Origin of the sequence: uncultured Campylobacter sp., assembly GCF_938030785.1 — a bacterium.
In the GTDB taxonomy this organism is placed as follows: Bacteria; Campylobacterota; Campylobacteria; order Campylobacterales; family Campylobacteraceae; genus Campylobacter_B.
In genome coordinates this window covers 1-3,531 of the sequence record NZ_CALHIK010000027.1, presented here as the reverse complement: position 1 = coordinate 3,531, position 3,531 = coordinate 1, and the positions used below count along the sequence as shown (strand labels likewise).

Below are 3,531 nucleotides of genomic sequence, written 5' to 3'. Positions count from 1 at the left end.
GTAGGCAAAACAAGAGGCGGAGCTATCAATGCAGGGTTTGAGATTATGTTTTAAATTTTAAGAGAATGTGTAAGCCCTAGCTTGCACATCTATAAAATCAAATCCTATACTTAAATTTCAGGGGCGGGAGATTTCTCGCCCCTTTTTAAATTTAGACGCTACGCAGATGATCCCGTTTGTGGCGCATAAAGAGACCATCGATCTTGCAATGCAAAACGGGATAAATTTAGTAGCTTCACTCTTATGCGATAATGATCTTATTAAACGCGCCGTATCCGCCCGCATAAAATTTACCGAAAGCAGCTAGCTGCGCTTATTTCTCTTCGTACTCGCTTGCTTGGGGTATGCAGACGCAGTTTGGATCAAGCTTTGAAGAGGCTGCGTTAAATTTTAACCTAGCCGCCAGGCATAAAATGCACGCCGTAATGATCCCTGCTACGGCAAAGGCATTTATGCCGCTAATCGCGGCGGCTAGCCCTAAAGCACCGCCTAAGCACATGGCGCACAAAACAAGATCCTTATCGATCTTGCCGCGAAAGATGATGGCGAAAAATAGCGCCGTCGCCACGCCGCTTACGAAGATGTTGCTCGCCGCGAAGAGATAGTTTAAAATTTCGCCCCCGAAGCTTGCTAAAAGTAGCGCGATCGCGCCGAAGCCTAGCGTAGCGATGCGGTAAATTTTTAGATCCTCGCTTCGCAAAATATCGTGCGCGAAGATGCTAGAAGCCGTGATCAAGCAAGTGTCCGCAGAGGATATGATCGCCGCCAATAGTCCCAGCATCAAAACCGCGCCCAAGGACGCAGGCAGCGCATTAAAAAGGCTTACGTTAAGCAGATTTTCGCCGCTCGTGCCGTCGGCCGCAAGGCTCATCGCACCGAAACCTATAAAAGCGATCATTATGCTGCTGATTGTGATTCCAACAGCACCGAAGATAGAGCCCAGTATCGCCGCGCGCTCGTTCTTTGCACTTAAAATTCTAGAAAACAGCATCGGATCGATCACGTAGCTAGTACCGATAACCAGCAGATAATATCCGATCTTATCGTATCCGAAGGCGTCATTTTTGAGCGTAAAATTTACATTTTCAAATACCTGCGGCGAATTAAAATTTAGCCAGAGCAAAACCGCCAAAAACGCCGCGATTACGATGGCGTACTGATACACGTCGCTTCTGATGACCGCTCTTTGTCCGCCCAAAATCGTATAAACGATGATGACCGCGCCTCCGATGAGCAGCGAGGAGTTGAAATTTAGATCAAACGTCGAGAGTATGCGCGCGCTGGCGCTAAACTGCGCCGCCAAAATGGCGCACCACGCCACGCAAATGATGACCGCGCTAACGAGCCTGGCTCTTTTGTCGATAAACATTTCTGCTATCTGCGCGAACGTCAGCGCCTTGCTCGCGCGTAAAATTTTTGCAATAAAAATCGCTAAAATCATCAGTCCGATTGCGCCGCTTAAAAGCCACCAAACCGCGGCAAATCCATACTTTTGCATATTCGATACCACGCCGATCGTAGCTGCGCCGCCCACGCAGGTAGCGACTATCGAAAATGCAATCTCAAAAGCACTCGCCTTTCTGTCCGCGACCAAAAAGCCCTCAAGGGCGGTCTTTTTGCGAAATTCCAAGAAGCCTAGCAAAAGTAGAAATATGATAAATACAATTAAAATTTGCAATCTTATCCTTTATAAATTTTTAATTTTACCGCATCGCGGATCGCTTCGCAAAGCGCCTGCGTATCGCTTCTGGGCGTTATGAACGGCGGCATGAGATAGATGTTTTTGCCAAACGGTCTGATCCAAACGCCCCTTTTTACGAAAAACTCCTGCAGCGCCTCTACGTCCACCGCCTCCTTCATCTCTACGACGCCGATAGCGCCCAAGGTGCGAACGTCCGCCACGCCGTCTAAGCTTCTGCACCCCTTAAGGCCCTCTTGCAGGTCGGAGTGGATTTGCGCGACTTCTTGCGCCGTGTCCTGCGCGCATAAAATTTCTAAATTTTTAAGCGAAACGGCACAAGCTAGAGGATTTGCCATGAAGGTCGGTCCGTGCATCAAAACGCCGCCGTTTTTGCTCACGCCGTGCGCGATCTTTTTGTTCGTCAAGACCGCCGCAAAGCTCATAAATCCGCCGCTTAGCGCCTTGCCTATGCAGATTATGTCGGGTACCGCGCCGCAGTATTCGTATGCAAACACCCTGCCCGTGCGCCAAAAGCCGGTGGCGATCTCGTCAAAGATGAGCACCGCGTCCGCTTCGTCGCACAGCTCGCGGAGACGGTCTAAAAATTTCGGATGGTAAAACCACATCCCGCCGGCTCCCTGGACGATAGGCTCGATTATGATCGCTGCGATCTCATCTTTGTTTTCTTTAAAAATTTTAGAAATTTCATCCGTGCTAGACGGGTCAAACGGCGCGTCGAAGCGACAGCTCGGGCGCGGCGCAAAAATTTGACGCGCCAAGATACCGCTAAATAGCGAATGCATGCCGGTGAGCGGATCGCAAACGCTCATCGCGCCGAACGTATCGCCGTGGTACCCGCCTCTGACGGTTAAAATTTTACTCTTTTTAGGCGATACGTTTTGCTGATAGCAGATCGCCGCTTTCAATGCCACCTCGACCGCTACTGAGCCGCTGTCCGCGTAAAAGATACGATCAAACTGCGGCAACATCGAGAGTAGTTTTTTGCCTAAATTTATCGCGGGCGCGTGGGTAAGCCCGCCGAACATCACATGAGAAAATTCCTTCATCTGCGCGGTCGCCGCGGCATTTAGCGCCTCGCTGCCGTATCCTTGCACGGCGCACCACCAAGAGCTCATCCCGTCGATCAGCGCGCCCTGCGTCGTGTAAATTTTATTGCCTTCGGCGCGGAGCACGCCGTGCGCCTTAAGCGGATGCGTCGCGGAAGTGTAGGGATGCCAAAGATGCTTCGCATCGAAGTTTAGATCAATGGGGCCCGTGTTTGAAGCGCTCATGAGCGGCGGCGCGGCACGGCTACTTTTAATTTCGCCGTCTTGTTCGCAGACCTGCGCTGTGTCCAAAGCAAAGCGAGCCTTGCTATTTTTAGAATTCTTATTTAAATTTGCGCCCCTCTGCCCGCTTTGCGCCGTATCCAAGGCTACCGCGGCGGTTTCGTTTGAATTTGCCGCGCCCGCGTCCATCTGCGACGAATCGTTAAAATTTAGCGAGGCGATGAAATTTTCAAAAGAGCGCGCAGCGGCGGCAAAGTCGTCCTTTTGGAATTTACGTAGCGATATGACGGGTATGCCTTTGAGCTTGCTTTTCAGATACGCTGCGTTCGATACGCAAATTTCATCCTTTTCGTCGGTGAAATTCAGAACCAGCGCCGCGATTTTAAGCCCGTGCGAGCGTAGGACATAGACGCTGCAAAGCGCGCTGTTTATCGCGCCTAGCTCGTTTTTACAGACCAGAACGATCGGCGCATCTACCGCTCTCATCACGTCCAAAAAGCTCTCGTGCGAGTTTAGCGGCACGAAAATACCGCCTGCGCCTTCGATCAGCGTGATTTCGCA

3 protein-coding genes are annotated in these 3,531 nt (G+C 50.8%); 1 reads left to right on the top strand and 2 read right to left on the bottom strand.

Annotated features, from left to right (window positions below):
* Positions 1–166 precede the first annotated feature (166 nt).
* Positions 167–307, top strand: a complete 141-nt coding sequence (locus Q0438_RS01390; protein WP_299186487.1) for a hypothetical protein — start codon at positions 167–169, stop codon at positions 305–307.
* 6 nt (positions 308–313) lie between these two features.
* Here the strand turns inward: Q0438_RS01390 and Q0438_RS01385 are convergent, their stop codons facing one another.
* The gene (locus Q0438_RS01385; RefSeq protein WP_299186486.1) at positions 314–1,678 is read right to left on the bottom strand and encodes a sodium:solute symporter; all 1,365 of its coding nucleotides are present in this window, start codon (positions 1,676–1,678) and stop codon (positions 314–316) included.
* Positions 1,679–1,680: 2 nt separating this feature from the next.
* Positions 1,681–3,531: adenosylmethionine--8-amino-7-oxononanoate transaminase (gene bioA, locus Q0438_RS01380; RefSeq protein ID WP_299186483.1), on the bottom strand; the 1,851-nt coding region annotated here is incomplete at its 5' end.

Coding starts and splice junctions, on each gene's coding strand:
- Q0438_RS01390 (WP_299186487.1), top strand. CDS start 167: ATGATCCCGTTTGTGGCGCATAAAGAGACCATCGATCTTGCAATGCAA.